16 protein-coding genes are annotated in these 15,538 nt (G+C 67.8%); 11 read left to right on the top strand and 5 right to left on the bottom strand.

Annotated features, from left to right (window positions below; genetic code table 11):
* Positions 1 to 16: 16 nt before the first annotated feature.
* Both CFB52_RS26150 and CFB52_RS26155 read right to left on the bottom strand, forming a co-directional pair.
* On the bottom strand, positions 17 to 1,261 hold the full coding sequence (locus CFB52_RS26150) for a sarcosine oxidase subunit beta family protein (protein WP_034204196.1): 1,245 nt from the start codon (positions 1,259 to 1,261) through the stop codon (positions 17 to 19).
* A 15-nt stretch (positions 1,262 to 1,276) separates the two neighbouring features.
* Positions 1,277 to 2,662, bottom strand: a complete 1,386-nt coding sequence (locus tag CFB52_RS26155) for an L-serine ammonia-lyase (RefSeq protein ID WP_059575392.1) — start codon at positions 2,660 to 2,662, stop codon at positions 1,277 to 1,279.
* Between the two features lie 286 nt (positions 2,663 to 2,948).
* On the opposite strand from CFB52_RS26155, the gene CFB52_RS26160 reads away from it, so the two are divergent.
* The 8 genes from CFB52_RS26160 to denD all read left to right on the top strand — a co-directional run bounded on the left by CFB52_RS26160 (position 2,949) and on the right by denD (position 11,122).
* Positions 2,949 to 4,022, top strand: coding sequence for a GlxA family transcriptional regulator (locus CFB52_RS26160; protein ID WP_059643859.1), 1,074 nt, complete (start codon positions 2,949 to 2,951; stop codon positions 4,020 to 4,022).
* Positions 4,023 to 4,212: 190 nt separating this feature from the next.
* A complete protein-coding gene (locus CFB52_RS26165) occupies positions 4,213 to 4,917 on the top strand; it encodes a FadR/GntR family transcriptional regulator (protein ID WP_059575396.1) in 705 nt (234 codons plus the stop codon).
* 58 nt (positions 4,918 to 4,975) lie between these two features.
* The gene (gene ltnD, locus CFB52_RS26170; protein WP_059575397.1) at positions 4,976 to 5,866 is read left to right on the top strand and encodes an L-threonate dehydrogenase; all 891 of its coding nucleotides are present in this window, start codon (positions 4,976 to 4,978) and stop codon (positions 5,864 to 5,866) included.
* 19 nt (positions 5,867 to 5,885) lie between these two features.
* Positions 5,886 to 7,184, top strand: a complete 1,299-nt coding sequence (gene otnK, locus CFB52_RS26175) for a 3-oxo-tetronate kinase (protein ID WP_099317805.1) — start codon at positions 5,886 to 5,888, stop codon at positions 7,182 to 7,184.
* Entirely contained in the window at positions 7,181 to 7,822 is a 642-nt protein-coding gene (locus CFB52_RS26180; protein WP_060314079.1) for an aldolase, read from the top strand. The genes otnK and CFB52_RS26180 overlap by 4 nt, the downstream gene beginning before the upstream one ends.
* Before the next feature lie 122 nt (positions 7,823 to 7,944).
* Positions 7,945 to 9,270 carry an MFS transporter gene (locus CFB52_RS26185; RefSeq protein ID WP_059575404.1) on the top strand — a complete coding sequence of 442 codons (1,326 nt, stop codon included), beginning with the start codon at positions 7,945 to 7,947 and terminating at the stop codon, positions 9,268 to 9,270.
* Positions 9,271 to 9,345: 75 nt separating this feature from the next.
* On the top strand, positions 9,346 to 10,122 hold the full coding sequence (gene otnI, locus CFB52_RS26190; RefSeq protein ID WP_059643791.1) for a 2-oxo-tetronate isomerase: 777 nt from the start codon (positions 9,346 to 9,348) through the stop codon (positions 10,120 to 10,122).
* Between the two features lie 28 nt (positions 10,123 to 10,150).
* Positions 10,151 to 11,122, top strand: a complete 972-nt coding sequence (gene denD / locus CFB52_RS26195; protein WP_099317806.1) for a D-erythronate dehydrogenase — start codon at positions 10,151 to 10,153, stop codon at positions 11,120 to 11,122.
* 216 nt (positions 11,123 to 11,338) lie between these two features.
* Here denD and CFB52_RS26200 read toward each other — a convergent pair whose 3' ends face one another.
* Positions 11,339 to 11,614 carry a DUF4148 domain-containing protein gene (locus CFB52_RS26200; protein ID WP_099317945.1) on the bottom strand — a complete coding sequence of 92 codons (276 nt, stop codon included), beginning with the start codon at positions 11,612 to 11,614 and terminating at the stop codon, positions 11,339 to 11,341.
* A 71-nt stretch (positions 11,615 to 11,685) separates the two neighbouring features.
* Positions 11,686 to 12,030: a DUF4148 domain-containing protein gene (locus CFB52_RS26205; protein WP_059575591.1), complete on the bottom strand. Its 345-nt coding sequence runs from the start codon at positions 12,028 to 12,030 to the stop codon at positions 11,686 to 11,688.
* Positions 12,031 to 12,241: 211 nt separating this feature from the next.
* Between CFB52_RS26205 and CFB52_RS26210 the strand changes: the two genes are divergently transcribed.
* From CFB52_RS26210 to CFB52_RS26220, 3 genes are all read left to right on the top strand, one after another.
* The gene (locus CFB52_RS26210; protein ID WP_059575410.1) at positions 12,242 to 12,931 is read left to right on the top strand and encodes an aspartyl/asparaginyl beta-hydroxylase domain-containing protein; all 690 of its coding nucleotides are present in this window, start codon (positions 12,242 to 12,244) and stop codon (positions 12,929 to 12,931) included.
* Positions 12,932 to 13,052: 121 nt separating this feature from the next.
* On the top strand, positions 13,053 to 13,322 hold the full coding sequence (locus CFB52_RS26215) for a MoaD/ThiS family protein (RefSeq protein ID WP_089500577.1): 270 nt from the start codon (positions 13,053 to 13,055) through the stop codon (positions 13,320 to 13,322).
* A 74-nt stretch (positions 13,323 to 13,396) separates the two neighbouring features.
* Complete coding sequence (locus CFB52_RS26220; protein WP_099317946.1) at positions 13,397 to 14,551, top strand: sialidase; 1,155 nt, start codon at positions 13,397 to 13,399, stop codon at positions 14,549 to 14,551.
* Here CFB52_RS26220 and CFB52_RS26225 read toward each other — a convergent pair.
* Entirely contained in the window at positions 14,538 to 15,482 is a 945-nt protein-coding gene (locus CFB52_RS26225) for a LysR substrate-binding domain-containing protein (RefSeq protein WP_099317807.1), read from the bottom strand. The two genes, CFB52_RS26220 and CFB52_RS26225, sit on opposite strands and share 14 nt — an antisense overlap.
* Positions 15,483 to 15,538: the final 56 nt, after the last annotated feature.

Here is a 15,538-nt window from a genome sequence, read left to right on the forward strand (position 1 = left end):
TCCTTCAGTGCGGTGGTTAGTGCGCGACGGCGGCTGCGCCGTGCTCGTCGATCAGGTGGCCCGTATAGAAGCGGTCGAGCGCGAACGGCGCGTTCAGCGGATGCGGTTCGTCGCGGGCGATCGTGTGAGCGAACACCCAGCCCGAGCCCGGCGTCGCCTTGAAGCCGCCGGTGCCCCAGCCGCAGTTGAAATAGAGGCCCTTCACGTCGGTCTTGGTGATGATCGGGCACGCGTCCGGCGACACGTCGACGATGCCGCCCCACTGGCGGTTCATCCGCACGCGCGAGAACACCGGGAACATCTCGATGATCGCCTGCAGCGTGCTTTCGATGATGTGGAAGCTGCCGCGCTGGCCGAAGCCCGTGTACTGGTCGATACCCGCGCCGATCACGAGGTCGCCCTTGTCGGACTGGCTGATGTATGCGTGCACCGCGTTCGACATGATCACCGAGTTGACCACCGGCTTGATCGGCTCGGACACGAGCGCCTGCAGCGGGTGGCTTTCGATCGGCAGGCGGATGCCGGCCATGTCGGCGAGCGTCGTCGTGTTGCCGGCCGCGACCACCGCGACCTTCTTCGCCTTGATGAAACCCTTCACCGTATCGACGCCGACCACCGCGCCGCCTTCGCGGCGAATGCCCGTCACCTGGCAGTTCTGGATGATGTCGACGCCGGCGCGGTCCGCGCCGCGCGCGAAGCCCCAGGCCACCGCGTCGTGGCGTGCGACGCCCGCACGGCGCTGGATCGATGCGCCGAGCACCGGGTAGCGGCTGTTCAGGTTGATCGTCGGCTCGATTTCCTTGATCTGCGCGGGCGTCAGGAATTCGGCGTCTACGCCGTTCAGCCGGTTCGCGTTCACGCGGCGCTCGGTGTCGCGCACGTCCTGCAGCGTGTGGGCCAGGTTCATCACGCCGCGCTGGCTGAACATCACGTTGTAGTTCAGATCCTGCGACAGCCCTTCCCACAGCTTCATCGCCTTCTCGTACAGCGCGGCCGACTCGTCCCACAGATAGTTCGAGCGCACGATCGTCGTGTTGCGCGCGGTGTTGCCGCCGCCGATCCAGCCCTTCTCGAGGATCGCGACGTTGGTGATGCCGTGCTCCTTCGCGAGGTAGTAGGCGGTCGCGAGGCCGTGGCCGCCGCCGCCGACGATCACGACGTCGTATTCCTTCTTCGGCTCCGGGCTCTTCCACTGCTTTTCCCAGTTCTCGTGATACGAGAGGCCGTTGCGGAACAGGCTGAATATCGAGTAGCGGCTCATGTTAGTGATCCTTCGTTAGCATTCGATGACGTTCACGGCAAGACCGCCGCGCGACGTTTCCTTGTATTTCGTCTTCATGTCGGCACCCGTCTCGCGCATCGTCTTGATGACCGAATCGAGCGACACGTAGTGCTGGCCGTTACCCTTGAGCGCCATGCGCGACGCGTTCAGCGCCTTGATCGCGCCCATCGCGTTGCGCTCGATGCACGGGATCTGCACGAGCCCGCCCACGGGGTCGCAGGTCATCCCGAGGTTGTGCTCCATGCCGATCTCTGCCGCGTTCTCGACCTGGTCCGGCGTGCCGCCCATCACGGCGGCGAGCGCGGCCGCGGCCATCGAGCACGCGACGCCCACTTCGCCCTGGCAGCCGACTTCCGCGCCGGAGATCGACGCGGTTTCCTTGTAGATGATCCCGATCGCCGCGGCCGTCAGCAGGAATTCGACGATGCCGGCTTCGTTCGAGCCCGGCACGAACTTCACGTAGTAGTGCAGCACCGCGGGGATCACGCCGGCCGCGCCGTTGGTCGGCGCGGTGACGACCCGGCCGCCGGCCGCGTTCTCTTCGTTGACGGCCATCGCATACAGGTTGACCCAGTCGAGCATCGACAGCGGGTCGCGCAGCGACTCTTCCGAACGCGCGCGCAGGCGGCCGTACAGTTCGGCCGCACGGCGCTTCACGCGCATCGGGCCCGGCAGGTCGCCCTCGACCTTGCAGCCGCGTTCGACACAAGCGGCCATCGTGCGCCAGATCGCGAGCAGCCCGGCGCGCACTTCGTCGGCAGGGCGCAGCGCGCATTCGTTGCGCAGCATCAGCTCGGCGATCGACAGCCCGTGTTCGCGGCACTGGCGCATCAGGTCGTCACCGGTGCGGAACGGATACGGCACTTCGACGGCCGCGCGCACGCCGTTCACGCGGTCGCCGTCGCGGTTCACGACGAAGCCGCCGCCGACCGAGTAATACTCCTTCTCGACGAGCAGTTGGCCGTGCTCGTCGAATGCCTGGAAGCGCATCCCGTTCGGATGCACGATGCTCGTGCCGCTCATCAGCTTGCGATAGAAGCCGATGTGTTCCTTCTCGTCGAAGCGCACCGTCTGCTTGCCGAGCAGCGACAGCGACTTCTCCGCGCGGATCGCGGCGAGCCGCGGCTCGATCAGGTCAGGATCGATCGTGTCGGGCAGGTGGCCCTCGAGGCCGAGCAGCACGGCCTTGTCGGTGCCGTGGCCCTTGCCGGTCGCGCCGAGCGAGCCGTACAGCTCGACCCGCACGCGGCGCACGAAGCCGAGCAGGTTCGCGTCCTCGACGTGCGACGCGAATCGGCACGCGGCGATCATCGGGCCGACCGTATGCGAACTGGACGGGCCGATGCCGATCTTGAACAAGTCGAACGCGCTGACGTTCATCTGGCTTCCTTTGGGTTGCATGCGTGAAATGTCGTTGGGCCCCAGTACATCAAAGCGTAAAATCGGCCGATAGAACAAAAACGGCATCGGCGTGGGATAGCGCCGCCAAGCGGCGCGCCGGCCGCCCGGAAAGTGCGTTTTGGCGATGGTTCGCGACGGAAAACCACAAGTCCGGCCGCGGCCGATCGGCGACGCTGGCTGCATCCGCGCCGCCTCCGGCAGCCGCAACCCGCAAACAGACTGAAACGAGTGAGACCGCCTGCCCGGCGTGACGAGATTGGCCGCGATGACCCCCGACGTACCCGCTTCCCCCCTCGCAGAACCCGCGCCGCGGCGCATCCGCTTCGGCATCGTGCTGCTGCCGAACTTCACGCTGACGGCCTTCTCCGGCTTCGTCGACATGCTGCGGCTGTCGGCCGACGACGGCGACTACAGCAAGCCCGTGCGCTGCGCATGGAGCGTGATCGGCGAGACGCTCGCGCCGGTGCGCGCGAGCTGCGGGATCCAGATCACGCCGTGGGAGACGTTCGACGCGGCCGAGCCGTTCGACTACGTGGTGGTGGTCGGCGGCTTGCTGCATTCGGGGCCGCAGGCCGGCCCTGAAACGCTCGACTTCATCCGCCGCGCGGCGACGGGCGGCGCGACGGTCGTCGGCATCTGCACCGGCGTGTTCGCGCTGATGCGCGCCGGCGTGCTCGACGGCTACCGCACCTGCGTGAGCTGGTTCCATTACTGGGATTTCATCGAACGCTTCCCGTCCGCCGATCCCGACCTGCTGATCGCCGACCGCCTGTTCGTGATCGACCGGCGCCGGATCACGTGCTCGGGCGGCCGCGCATCGATCGACGTCGCCGCCGCGATCCTGCTGCGCCATTTCGATCACGCGACCGTGCAGAAGGCGCTGCGCATCCTGCTCGTCGGCGAGATGCAGAAAGGCAATGCGCCGCAACCGCATCCGCCGGGCCTCGAGCCGGCGACACACCCGAAGGTCAAGCGCGCGATTCTTCTGATGGAACAGCACGTCGGGCGCGCGCTGCCGCTCGAGGAACTCGCGTGCAAGCTCGACCTGTCGACGCGGCAGCTCGAGCGGCTGTTCAAGGCCGAGACCGGCAAGAGCCCGCAGGCCTTCGCGAAGCAGGTACGGCTGCGCACGGCCGCGTGGCTGCTGACGAGCTCGGACCGCACCGTCGCCGATATCGCATCGAGCTGCGGATTCGCCGATGCGTCGCACCTCGGGCGCGAATTCCGCAAGCAGTTCGGCGTGCCGCCGGCGACCTATCGCGAGCGCGGCGGCGACGTGGCCGAAGTGGCCGCGATGCCCGATGCATCGGCCGACCCGGTCGAGGACATCGCCGACTGACCGCTCCAAGGGTGCGCGCCCTTTCCTGACCGATGCGGAACCGCGCACGTTCGCATCGGTTTAAGCGCGATTTGGAACCGGTTCCAATCAATTTGGCCGACGTTACCCGCTGCAAAGCGCGGGTTATCCCGGATGCTGATGCTCGCTCAAATTTGTATGATGACCACATCACCTTACAAACCAGAGCATCATGTTCGAGAAAATTCCGGCCCGCGCGATGAGCGACCATGTCGCGCAGCAACTGCTCAAGCAGATCGAAGTGGGCAGCTTCTCGGCCACCGGCAAGCTGCCGACCGAGGCCGTGCTCGCGCAGGAATTCGGCGTGAGCCGCACCGTGATCCGCGAGGCGATCTCGCGGCTGAAGAACGAAGGCGTGGTCGAGCCGCGCCAGGGCAGCGGCGTGTTCGTGAACCAGCACGGCGCGATCCGGCCGCTGCGGATCGACTACGCGGAAGCCGTCGAGGCGAGCTCGCTGCCGCACCTGCTCGCGGTGCGCCGCGCGATCGAGGCCGAAGTCGCGGCCGAAGCCGCGCTGCACCACACCGACGACGACATGGCCGACATCGACGACGCGCTGCGCAAGATCGACGAAGCGGTGGCCGAAGGGCGTGACGGCGTCGCGGAAGACGTCGCGTTCCACCGCACGATCGCGGCCGTCACCGGCAATCCGTATTTCCTGAAGACGCTGCAGTTCCTGAACCAGTATCTCGAAGCCGGCGTGAAGGTCACGCGCAGCAACGAAGCGACGCGCGAGGATTTCTCGCGCCAGGTGCGCGACGAACACGCGGCGATCGCCGACGCGATCCGCGCGCGCGACCCGATGGCCGCCCGCAACGCGGCGCGCACGCACATGTACAACGCCGCCCGCCGTCTCGCGGAAGCCGGCATCTGCTGAAGCCGGCGGCGCCCGCCGCCGTTGTCCAGAACCTCTACCGAATCGATCAAGGTTGACCATGTCACGAAATGTTGGAGTCATCGGCCTCGGCGCGATGGGCCTCGGCGTCGCCCGCTCGCTGTTGCGCGCCGGCCTGCGCGTGCACGCATGCGACGTGCGCGACACCGTGCTGCAGGCGTTCGCCGCCGAAGGCGGCATCGCGTGCGCGACGCCGGCCGAACTGGGTGCGCGGTGCGACGTCGTCGTCACGCTCGTCGTCAATGCCGCGCAAACGGAAACGGTGCTGTTCGGCGAACACGGCGCGGTCGCGGCGATGAAGCCGGGCGGCGTCGTGATCGCGAGCGCGACCGTCGCGCCCGAATTCGCGGTCGCGCTCGGCGCACGCATCGAGGCCGCCGGCCTGCAGATGCTCGACGCGCCGGTGTCCGGCGGCGCCGCGCGCGCGGCCTCAGGCGAAATGACGATGATGACGTCGGGCCCGGCCGCCGCTTATGCGGGCTGCGAGGACGTGCTCGCCGCGATCGCCGGCAAGGTGTACCGCCTCGGCGATGCGCACGGCATCGGCTCGAAAGTGAAGATCATCAACCAGTTGCTGGCCGGCGTGCATATCGCGGCCGCCGCCGAGGCGATGGCGCTGGGCCTGCGCGAAGGCGTCGATGCCGACGCGCTGTACGACGTGATCACGCACAGCGCCGGCAATTCGTGGATGTTCGAGAACCGCGTGCCGCACATCCTGAACGGCGACTACACGCCGCTGTCGGCCGTCGACATCTTCGTGAAGGATCTCGGCCTCGTGCTCGACACCGCGCGCCGCAGCAAATTCCCGCTGCCGCTGTCGGCCACCGCGCACCAGATGTTCATGAGCGCGTCGAGCGCCGGCCACGGCGGCGAGGACGATTCCGCCGTGATCAAGACTTTCCCCGGCATCACGCTGCCGCCCGCCCGCTGATTCGAACGACGTGCCTGCCATGACCGCTTCCGCTTCCCGTCCCCTGCTCGGCTGCATCGCCGACGATTTCACCGGCGCGACCGATCTCGCGAACATGCTCGTCAAGAGCGGCATGCGCACCGTGCAGACGATCGGCGTGCCCGCCGACGGCGCCGCCGCCGACACGATCGTCGACGCCGACGCGATCGTCGTCGCGCTGAAGTCGCGCACGATCCCCGCCGCCGACGCCGTCGCGCAATCGCTCACCGCGTACGAATGGTTGCGCGCGCAAGGGTGCCGCCAGTTCTTCTTCAAGTACTGCTCGACGTTCGATTCGACCGACGCGGGCAACATCGGGCCGGTGGCCGACGCGCTGCTCGATGCGGCCGGCAGCGACTTCACGATCGCGTGCCCGGCGTTCCCGGAGAACGGCCGCACGATCTATCGCGGCCACCTGTTCGTCGGCGACGTGCTGCTGAACGAATCGGGGATGGAAAATCATCCGCTCACGCCGATGACGGACGCGAACCTCGTACGCGTGCTGCAACGGCAGACGCAGTCCGCGGTCGGCCTGATCCGCTACGACACGATCGCGCTCGGCGCGGCCGCCGTGCGCGCGCGGATCGACCAGTTGCGCGCGGAAGGCGCGCGTTTCGCGATCGCCGACGCGCTGTCGGACCGCGATCTCTACGTGCTCGGCGAAGCGTGCGCCGGTCTGCCGCTCGTCACCGGCGGCTCGGGCATCGCGCTCGGCCTGCCCGCGAATTTCCGCCGCGCGGAGCAACTGCCCGAGCGCGACAACGCGGCGTCGCTGCCGCGCATCGAAGGCCCGTCGGCCGTACTCGCCGGCAGCGCATCGAAAGCCACCAACGCGCAGGTCGCCGCATGGCGCGCGACGCGGCCGAGCTTCCGCATCGATCCGCTCGCGGCATCGCGCGGCGAGCCCGTCGTCGACCAGGCGCTCGCCTTTGCGCGCTCGCACCTGCCGCAGCCCGTGCTAATCTACGCGACCGCGACGCCCGACGAAGTGAAGGCCGTACAGCAAACGCTCGGCGTCGAAGCGGCCGGCCATCTCGTCGAAAGCACGCTCGCGGCGATCGCGCGCGGGCTGCGCGAACTCGGCGTGCGCAAGTTCGTCGTCGCCGGCGGCGAGACGTCCGGCGCGGTCGTGCAGGCGCTCGACGTGAAGTCGCTGCAGATCGGCGCGCAGATCGATCCGGGCGTACCGGCCACCGCCACCATCGATGCGCAGCCGCTCGGCCTCGCGCTGAAATCCGGCAATTTCGGCACGACGGACTTTTTCGACAAGGCGCTGCGCGCGCTCGACGGAGCCGCATGATGAGCGACGAAGCAAAACTGCGCGAAGAGATCTGCGTGATCGGCGCGAGCCTGTATGCGCGCGGCCATGCGGTCGGCAGCGCCGGCAACATCAGCGCGCGTCTGGATGACGGCTGGCTGATCACGCCGACCGACGCGTGCCTCGGGCGGCTCGACCCGAACGACATCGCGAAGGTCGGCACCGACGGTCAGCCCGTATCGGGCGGCAAGCCGTCGAAGACGCTCGCGCTGCATCGCGGCATCTACGCGCGCAATGCCGAAGCGAACGGCGTCGTCCACACGCATTCGACACATCTCGTCGCGTTGACGCTCGCGGGCGTGTGGCGCGACACCGACGTGCTGCCGCCGATCACGCCGTACTACGTGATGAAGGTCGGCCACATTCCGCTGATCCGTTACCGTCGCCCGGGCGACCCGGCCGTCGCGGCCGAAGTCGCGGCGCTGGCCGACCGGGTGCGCGGCGTGCTGCTCGACCGCCTCGGCCCGGTGATGTGGGGGCCGTCGGTGTCGCACGCGTCATATGCGCTCGAGGAGCTGGAGGAAACGGCGCGGCTGTGGCTGATGACGCAGCCGAAACCCGAGCCGCTGTCCGACGCCGCGCTCGACGAACTGCGCGAGACCTTCGGCGCGCGCTGGTAACGCGCCGCCGCACGGATCACGCACTGCTTCCCATACCCGCCGTGTGCGCGGGCCCTTCCGTCAGCACACACACGATCCGGCGGCGTACGCGCCGCCGGCACACAATAGTCCAGGAGACGACGATGACTGCTCTCGACGCGGCCGCAAGCCGCTCGCCCGCCGCGGCCGCCCAATCGGGCGAACTCGACCGCACCTACAAGAAAGTGTTCTGGCGCATCGTGCCGTTCCTGATGCTCTGCTACGTGGTCGCGTATCTCGACCGCGTGAACGTCGGCTTCGCCAAGCTGCAGATGTCGCAGGATCTCGCGTTCAGCGAAACCGTGTTCGGGCTAGGCGCGGGAATTTTCTTTCTTGGCTACTTTCTATTCGAACTGCCAAGCAACCTGCTGATGCACCGCATCGGCGCGCGCATCTGGATCGCGCGGATCATGATCACGTGGGGCCTGCTGTCCGCGCTGTTCGCGTTCGTGAAGACGCCGACGCAGTTCTACGTGCTGCGCTTCCTGCTCGGCCTCGCGGAAGCCGGCTTCTATCCGGGCGTGATCCTGTACCTCACCTACTGGTTCCCGTCGCATCGCCGCGCGAAGATCATCGCGGTGTTCATGTCCGCGATTCCGGTGTCGGGCATCTTCGGCAATCCGTTGTCGGGCTGGATCATGGAGCGCTTCCACGGCGGCTCGGGTTTCCACGGCTGGCAATGGATGTTCATGATCGAAGCCGTGCCGGCCGTGCTCGTCGGCATCGCGACGATCCTGTATCTCGACAACAGCATCCGCGGCGCGAAGTGGCTCGACGAGCGCGAGAAGCAATTGCTCGAAGACGAAATCGCCGCGCAGCCGCAGGAACAGCAGCAGCACGGCCATTCGCTGAAGGCCGTATTCTCGGACCCGCGCATGTGGTGGATGTCGCTGATCTACTTCGCGTTCGTCACCGGCCAGTACGGGCTCACGTTCTGGATGCCGACGCTCGTGAAATCGACCGGCATCACCGACACGCTGCAGATCGGCCTGCTGTCGGCGATTCCGTTCGTCGTCGCGATCGTCGTGATGAACCTGTTCGGCCACAGCGCGGACAAGCGCCGCGAACGCCGCTGGCACCTGATCGTGCCGGCGCTGATGGGTGCGATCGGGTTTGCGGTCGCCGCGTCGTACTCGCACAATACGGCGGTGTCGATCGTGTTCCTGTCGCTCGCGGCGGGCGGCGTGCTGACCTGCGCGCCGCTGTTCTGGTCGCTGCCGACCGCGTTCCTCGCGGGCTCCGCGGCCGCGGCCGGGATCGCGATCATCAACTCGGTCGGCAACCTCGCCGGTTTCGCGAGCCCGTACGTGATCGGCTACCTGAAGGACGTCACGCACAGCACCGCCTCCGGCATGTACGTGCTCGCGGCGATGCTCGTGATCGGCGCGATCGCCGTGTGGCTCACGCCGCCCAAGCTCGTGAACCGCTGATCCGCCGCTGGCCGATTCATCATTCGACGCGGGGCGCACGGCGCCCCGCCCCATTCATACACAGGACCCGCCGCCATGCCACGCTTCGCCGCCAACCTCTCGATGATGTACACCGAGCATGCGTTTCTCGAACGCTTCGCCGCTGCCGCCCACGACGGCTTCAAGGCCGTCGAGTACCTGTTCCCGTACGACTTCGCGGCCGACGACATCCGCGCGCGCCTCGACGCGCATGGCCTCGAACAGGCGCTGTTCAACGCGCCGCCGGGCGACTGGGCCGCGGGCGAACGCGGCATTGCATCGCTGCCGGGCCGCGAGGACGAATTCCGACGCGGCATCGACCAGGCGCTCGACTATGCGCGCGTAATCGGCAACAAGAAGCTACACGTGATGGCCGGCATGGTGCCGCAGGGCGCCGACCGCGCGCGCCATCGCGACACCTATCTGGCGAACCTGCGCCATGCGGCGCAGGCCGCCGCCGCGCACGGCATCACGATCCTGATCGAGCCGATCAACCAGCGCGACATGCCGGGCTATTTCCTGAGCCGCCAGGACGACGCGCAGGCGATCCGCGCGGAAGTCGGCGCGCCGAACCTGAAGGTGCAGTTCGACTGCTACCACTGCCAGATCGTCGAAGGCGATCTCGCGATGAAGCTCAAGCGCGATTTCGCGGGCATCGGCCATATCCAGATCGCGGGCGTGCCGGAACGCCACGAGCCGGATGTCGGCGAACTCAACTACCCGTATCTGTTCGCGCTGATCGACGCGCTCGGCTACGACGGCTGGATCGGCTGCGAGTATCGGCCGAAGGCCGGCACGTCCGAAGGTCTCGGCTGGATCAAGCCGTACCTGTGATTCCCGTATTCCACATAGGGCAACGAACATGAAAGTACTGATTACCGGGGGCGCCGGCTTTCTCGGCCAGCGTCTCGCGCGCAAGCTGCTCGAGCGCGGCGAACTCACCGGCCCCGACGGCCGTATCGAGAAGATCGACGAACTGGTGCTGCTCGACGTCGTCAAGGGCAGCGATTTCGGCGACGCGCGCGTGACGTCGATCGTCGGCGACATCGCCGATCGCGCGGTGCTCGACAGCGCGATCGACACGCAGACGGGCGCGATCTTCCACCTCGCGGCGATCGTCAGCGGGCAGGCCGAAGCCGACTTCGATCTCGGCATGCGAATCAACCTCGACGCGTCGCGCACGCTGCTCGAAGTGTGCCGCGCACGCGGCCACCGGCCGCGCGTCGTGTTCACGAGCTCCGTCGCGGTATACGGCGGCACGCTGCCCGACGTCGTGCAGGACGACACCGCGCTGAATCCGCAATCGTCGTACGGCGCAGAGAAGGCGATCGCCGAACTGCTGCTGTGCGACTACGCGCGGCGCGGCTTCGTCGACGGCCGCGTGCTGCGGCTGCCGACGATCAGCGTACGGCCCGGCCGCCCGAACGCGGCCGCGTCGTCGTTCGCGAGCGGCATCATCCGCGAGCCGCTGAACGGCGAGGAAAGCGTGTGCCCGGTGCCGGGCTCGACGCGGTTGTGGCTGCTGTCGCCGCGCGGCGCGATCGACGCGCTCGTCGCCGGTTGCGAGATCGACGGCGCGCAGCTCGGCAACAAGCGCGTGATCAACCTGCCGGGACTGTCGGTGTCGGTCGACGAGATGATCGCGGCGCTGCGCGAAGTCGCGGGCGACGAGGTCGTGAAGCTGATCCGCCACGTGCCCGACGAACGCGTCGAGAAGATCGTCGGCAGTTGGCCGGGCCGCTGGGATACGTCCCGCGCGCAAGCGCTCGGGCTGAAGGGTGACACGTCGTTCGCGGACGTGATCCGCAGCCATATCGCGGACGAACGGGGCTGATTTGCGGCGCGCCGGGCCGCATTAATGCGGCCCGGGCGTTTTTTCGACGCGCGACGACGCGCGTCGCACCCCGCCCGCCTGCATGAAGCGCGCATCGGCGCCGCGACGACGCCGCACCACCGCTCCCCACGATTCGTCTCCGCGCGACACGCTTCGCACGTGCCTCGTTCTGTCGCGACGCCGACGGCATCACGCAACACAGGTCCATGTCGGCACCTAGTTGCCGATCGGCGCCGGCATGCCGGGTTCGGCCGCCCGCGTAATCGACGCCGCCATCCGCGCGCGATCCTGCTCGGCGAGCTTCGCTTCAGCGGCCTGGATGTCGGCCGGATACTCGCCTTCGTCGCCCTTCGCCGGGTCGTACCCGGCCGCTTCGAGGCGAATCAGTTCGTCGCGAACCTGCGCACGCGTCAGCGGCGCGGCCGATTGCGCGAATGCCGATTGACCGACGATCGCACCGATCATCGTCAGTAGTGCGATATAGGTTTTCATCATGAACTCCTTCAATGTGACGTATCGATCAACCACGGGACATGCGTGACCTGCGGAGGCAGGCGGATGGATCAGCTTCCGAAATAGATCGCGCAGAAGCTCGCGGGGCCGACGCATGCGGCGGCGCCTCGACGCGGCGACGTCGCCGCCGGCTTGCCCGCTTCGGACGACGTGGCCGGATCGCCGCCCACGGCCGTGCTGGCCTGACGCTCCGGCATCCGTTCGGCCTGCTGCTGGAACAGCGGGCTCACGTCCGGATACGACGTATCGGTCACGAAGCGCAGCCCGTTGTTTTCGGCATCGATCAGTTCCTGCCGGACCTGCTCGCGCGTGAGCGCCTGTGCCGACGCTTGCGTCGCGACACCTGCGAGAGAAATCGCCGCCACCGTGGCGGCCACCAGCCAGTGCGTGTTCATGTTCCACTCCTTCATCAGTCAATGAGACGACGTGCTACACGCGTATGACGACGGAGGAACGCGGTTTATTCCCGGCCTTTCCATTCGCGCCTGCCGGACCTTCATCGAACTGTCATTCATTCGTCAGCCGGCGTAACCTGACGTAACGCAATGCCCGCCGTGCTTCGGGCAGACTGATCACCTCTTCATCCGGGCCACCCGTCGATCGACCATGTCCGCCGCTTACGACCATGCAGCCGCCCTGCTGCGCACGCTGTACGACCGCCATATCGACAGCGGCGCGGTGCTCGACGCGGCCGCATTCCCGGATGCCGAGCGTTTCGTGCGCGCATGGCCCGCGATCCGCGCTGAGGCGCTCGACGTCGCACGCGACATGCCGCGCATCCCGCGCTTTCACGAAATCATGCGCGAGCAGTACGACATCTCGGCCAACGACGCACGCGACTGGCGCATGTTCATCATGCAGGCGTACGGCCAGCCGTTCGCGCGCAACCTGTCGCGCTGCCCGACCGTCGCATCGCTCGTCGCGGCGTCCCCGGACGTGTTGTCAGCATCGCTGTCGTTCCTCGCGCCCGGCAAACACATCCCGCCGCATCGCGGGCCGTTTCGCGGCATCCTGCGCGGTTATCTCGTGCTGTCGATGCCGCAGCGCGCGGACGGCACGCCGGCCGCCGTGCTGAAGGTCGACGGCCACGAATACCGGCTCGACGAAGGCCGCTTCCTGCTGTGGGACGACACGTTCACGCACGAGGTGTGGAACGACAGCGACGCCGTGCGGATCGTGCTGCTGCTCGATATCCGCCGGCGCGGGATGCCGCGCTGGCTCACGTGGCTGTCGAATGCGGTGATCGGCGTCGTGCGGCTCGGGATCCGGATCAGGGGGCGGTCGATTCCGGTTTAGCGAGGACTTTAGCGACGACACCCCGCACGCCTCGCACGGCGGCTCCGTTCCGCCTTTCGACACCCGCCGAATCGCCTAAACTACAAGCCGTCCCTTCGTGCGGCTCCTGCCAGCTACCGCCATGGCGCACCTCTTCTTCGCCGCGTCGATCCAGCGGCATGTCGAAACGCCCGAGCGCGACATCGACGCGCATACGGTCGGCGAAGCATTCGACACCATTTTCAGCGAGCAGCCGCGGCTGCGCGGCTACATCGTCGACGACCAGGGCGCGCTGCGAAAACACCTGTCGGTATTCATCGACGGCCAGCCGATCCGCGACCGGCAGCGCCTGTCCGATGCGCTCGGCGACGCCAGCCGCGTGTACGTCGTGCAGGCGCTGACGGGCGGATAAAGGGACCGATGTACGGGCGCATCCCCGATACCAAACGCCGTCGCGCCAAGACGGACCATCCGGAGACACTGCACATGAACGATCGACTGCTCGTCGCCACCCGCAAGGGCCTGTTCGTCCTGCAACCCGACGGTCATGGCGGCTGGACGCTCGGCGAACCGCATTTCATCGGCGAGCCCGTCAGCATGGCGCTCGCCGACCCGCGCGACGGTACGCTGTATGCGGCGCTCAATCTGGGGCATTTCGGCGTGAAGCTGCATCGGCTGCGCGCAGGCGCCACCGAATGGGAGGAATGCGCGGTCCCGGTTTATCCGCCGCAGCACGCCGACGCGTCACCTCCCCGCGCCGATGCGCATGCCGGCAACGGCGCCATGGACGACGAGCCGCCCGGGCCGCCACAGCCGCAACCGCCGTGGACCCTTCAGCAAATCTGGTCGCTCGAAACCGGCGGCACGGACGAACCCGGCGTGCTGTGGGCCGGCACGATTCCCGGCGGCCTGTTCCGTTCCGACGATCACGGCGATTCGTGGGCACTCAACCGCTCGCTGTGGGATCGCCCCGAGCGCGCCGAATGGGGCGGCGGCGGGTACGACGCGCCGGGCATCCATTCGGTGATGGTCGATCCGCGCGACAGCCGGCACGTTGCCGTCGGCATCTCGTGCGGCGGCGTGTGGCAGACCGCGGACGGCGGCGGGACGTGGCGCGTGACCGCGGAAGGCATGGAAGCCGACTACATGCCGCCCGAGCGACGCGGCGAACCGAACATGCAGGACCCGCACCGCGTCGTGCAGTGCGCGGCCAATCCGGACGTGCTGTGGACGCAGCATCACTGCGCGATCTTCCGCTCGACCGACGGCGGCGAACACTGGCGGCGGATCGAAGCACAACCGTCGAGCTTCGGTTTCGCGGTGGCCGTGCATCCGCACGAACCGGATACCGCGTGGTTCGTGCCGGCCGTGAAGGATGCATGCCGGATCCCGGTGAACGGCCGGTTCGTCGTCACGCGTACGCGTGACGGCGGCCGCAGTTTCGAGAGCCTGTCGAACGGATTGCCGGCCGCGCCCGCGTACGACCTCGTGTACCGGCACGGGCTCGCGGTGGACGATTCCGGCATGCGCCTCGCGATGGCGTCGACGACCGGCGGGCTATGGACGTCCGATGATGGCGGCGAGCGCTGGCAGCAGGTATCGGCGCATTTGCCGCCGGTGTATTGCGTCAGGTTCGGGTAGCGGCGCGGTGCTGGTCCGGCGCCATCCGCGCCACCGCGTCGTGCGTCCGTGCGATTTCGGCTTCGAGCCAGTCGAGAAACCGCCTGACCTGCGGCTCGCGCTCGCGCCCCGGCCGGCACAACGCGACGAAGCGCGCACCGTCGAGCCGCACCGTGGGCTCGACCGGCATCAACGCGCCGCGCTCGACATGCTCGGCGGCCAGCACCGAGCTGAGCAGCGCGATACCCTGCCCGTGCAGCACGGCCTGCAACGCGTAATGCTCGTCGTCGTAATGGCGAAACACCGCGCGTTCGAGCCACGCTTCTCGCCCCGCCGCACGACACCACGACGCCCAGTCGACCGACACCGGCAGCGGCGTATCCCACACGGTCTCGATCAGGTCGAGCGTCCCGTCCGAGCGATGCGCGTCGAACCCGACGGCCGCATACGCGCCGAAATATTCGTCGATCAGCGCAATCTCGTGCAACGCGGGAAACTGCCGCGACGTCGCGCGAATCGCGAGATCGATCCGGGCATCGCGTTCGAGATCGACGAGCGCGTTGCCGGTTTCGACCTTGATGTGCAGATGCGGATCGATGCGGCGAAACGCACCGAGACGCGGAATCAGCCACATCGCCGCAAACGCGGGCGTGGTGGTCAGCACGAGCGGGCGCTCGTCGGCCGCATCGGGACGCACCGCATCGAGCCCGCGGCTCAATGCCAGCAACGCATCGTGACTCGCGCGAAACAGCCGCTCGCCTTCTTCCGTCAGCCGCACGCCGCCTGCGCCGCGCTCGAACAGCAGCACGCCGACGCGGCTCTCGAGCGACTTGATCTGGTGCGACACGGCAGCCGGCGTCACGGACAGCTCGTCCGCGGCGGCCTTGAACGTGCCGAGCCGCGCCGACGATTCGAATACACGCAATGCGGTCAGGGGAATTTTCGAGAACACGGGGCCTCGCGGGCCGGATGCGGCCGGGTTGAATTCGATTCAATCGGGGTGAGATT

The organism is Burkholderia sp. AU18528 (assembly GCF_002223215.2).
GTDB lineage: Bacteria > Pseudomonadota > Gammaproteobacteria > Burkholderiales > Burkholderiaceae > Burkholderia > Burkholderia semiarida.